The 2,115-nt window shown below is 39.6% G+C and carries 2 protein-coding genes; one reads left to right on the top strand and one right to left on the bottom strand.

What is annotated here, in order from left to right:
* Positions 1–59 precede the first annotated feature (59 nt).
* On the bottom strand, positions 60–860 hold the full coding sequence (locus ACY10D_RS06550) for an outer membrane protein assembly factor BamD (RefSeq protein ID WP_192484188.1): 801 nt from the start codon (positions 858–860) through the stop codon (positions 60–62).
* Positions 861–947: 87 nt separating this feature from the next.
* Between ACY10D_RS06550 and rluD the strand changes: the two genes are divergently transcribed.
* Positions 948–2,033, top strand: a complete 1,086-nt coding sequence (gene rluD / locus ACY10D_RS06545; RefSeq protein WP_486999962.1) for a 23S rRNA pseudouridine(1911/1915/1917) synthase RluD — start codon at positions 948–950, stop codon at positions 2,031–2,033.
* The last annotated feature ends 82 nt before the right edge of the window (positions 2,034–2,115 follow it).

The following is a 2,115-nucleotide window of genomic DNA, read 5'->3' as shown; positions in this document are numbered from 1 at the left end:
AGGCTGACGGGGTGTTTATAAAATCATAGTTTTTTGTAACTCCAGTAATTAATTGAAGGTTACTTAAATACCACTGTTGGACGTTTTGCTGCATCTTCTAGAGATTTCAAATACGCATTATTAGGATAGTTTGCCTTTAATACTTCCATTGATTTCTCAGCTAACTCAGGCATTTTCAAAATATCATAACTTCTAATCAACAGAACTAACGCATTTTCAATCGAGTTACTTTGTGGATATTTCTCAACAACAATTTTAGCGCGATTGATTGCGGCAACATAGGCTTCATGTTCAAAGTAGAAATTAGCAATGTTATACTCATATTCAGCAACGACATTATTAATATGCACCATACGACGCCTAGCATCCTCGGCATAAGACGCTTTAGGGCTTAAGATTACTGAGCGCTTTAAATCATTAAACGCTTGTAAGTATGATGCTGGATCATGCTGCGCCATGTCGTATGGCAAGCGGCGTTGTAAGAACCCACGACCATTATCATAGTTAATCACGCCCATCATATAATAAACATACCCTAAGTGTTTTGATGTCGGATAAGCACGTAAGAACTGACGAGCCAATCCTAACGCCATCTCAGGCTGCCCATCTTGATAATAGGAATAAATCAGCTCTAAGTTACCCATTTCAGTATAGCTTTGGAATGGATATTGTGAGTTTAATGACCTAAAGCTATCAATTGCTTTATAATAATCGCCATCTTTAACCTGCTCATGCCCTTTGGCATAAATATATTCAGCACTTTCGCCTTGATATGGCAATGCCTTAGTCGTTGTTGTTGAGCATCCTGCCATTAACAAAAGCGCACCCAAGCCGCTTAATGCCAAACTGATCTTTTTCATCGATTACCCTTTAATTTATTACCGCCTTTGTCATTTATTGTTTACAATGATGCACAATTTAACCGGCGTCTTGATAGGATTTTATTTGTGCCACATCATACCGTATCTAAAAACATTCAGCAAAATGTTATTGCACCTGAAAGCTGTGCGGGTCAACGTTTGGATCAATGTTTATCCAACGTTTTCAGTGATTACTCACGCTCACAACTACAAAAATGGCTAAAACAAGGCGCCATTCTTGTGAATGGTGAGATCAAAAAGGCCAAAGATAAAATCATTGGTGGCGAAGAAATATCACTTAATGCCACATTAGAGGATAAAAACCACTGGCAGCCAGAGGATATCCCGCTTGATATAATTTATGAGGATGATGATGTCATTGTTATTAACAAACCTGCAGGACTGACTGTTCATCCAGGAGCTGGCAACTTATCCGGCACATTATCCAATGCGCTATTAGCACATGATCCAGCCTTCGCCAAAGTGCCACGCGCAGGTATTGTTCACCGACTGGATAAAGATACTTCTGGATTAATGGTTGTGGCTAAAAGTCTCAAAGCGCATGCATCACTTGTCGCCCAATTATCCAAACGTCAAGTCAAACGTGAGTATGAAGCAATTGCCACAGGTTATATTACCGTAGGCAGCACGATCAAAACCAAAATTGGCAGAAGCCCGCACAATCGTTTAAAAATGGCAGTGACCCCTACAGGCAAAGACGCCATTACCCACTTTGTGGTATTAGAGCGCTATCGTGCACATACACGCATTCGTTGCAAATTAGAAACCGGACGCACCCATCAAATTCGTGTGCACATGGCACATCTTAAAGCGCCATTAGTTGGTGATCCTGTTTATAACCCAAGGTTGAAACTTGCGCGTGGTTTATCCGATAAAGCGCAAGATATATTAAAAGACTTTGAGCGCCAAGCCTTACATGCGTATAAATTAGCATTCATTCACCCCATAAGTGCTGAAGTAGTTGAATTTAGTGCGAAACCTCCTAAAGACATGCAAGATCTCATCCATGCACTACGTCAAGATGCTGAGAGCTTATATAGCTATATAGAGGATGACTTTGATGATGATTATTTCGACTTCGCTGACGATTATGATGACTTTGATAATTTTGACGATGATGGCGATTATAATGATTATGAGGATCAAGAGTAAAATACGGTAGTGTAGTTTTCTAGCATATTTGTTTTTATAATGCTAAATCAAAAATGGCTAAAATTGACGTACATTGCAGGAA

This window comes from Cysteiniphilum sp. (genome assembly GCF_057495195.1).
Note: the sequence above shows the minus strand (reverse complement) of the source record. Positions and strands in the feature narration are given on the sequence as shown.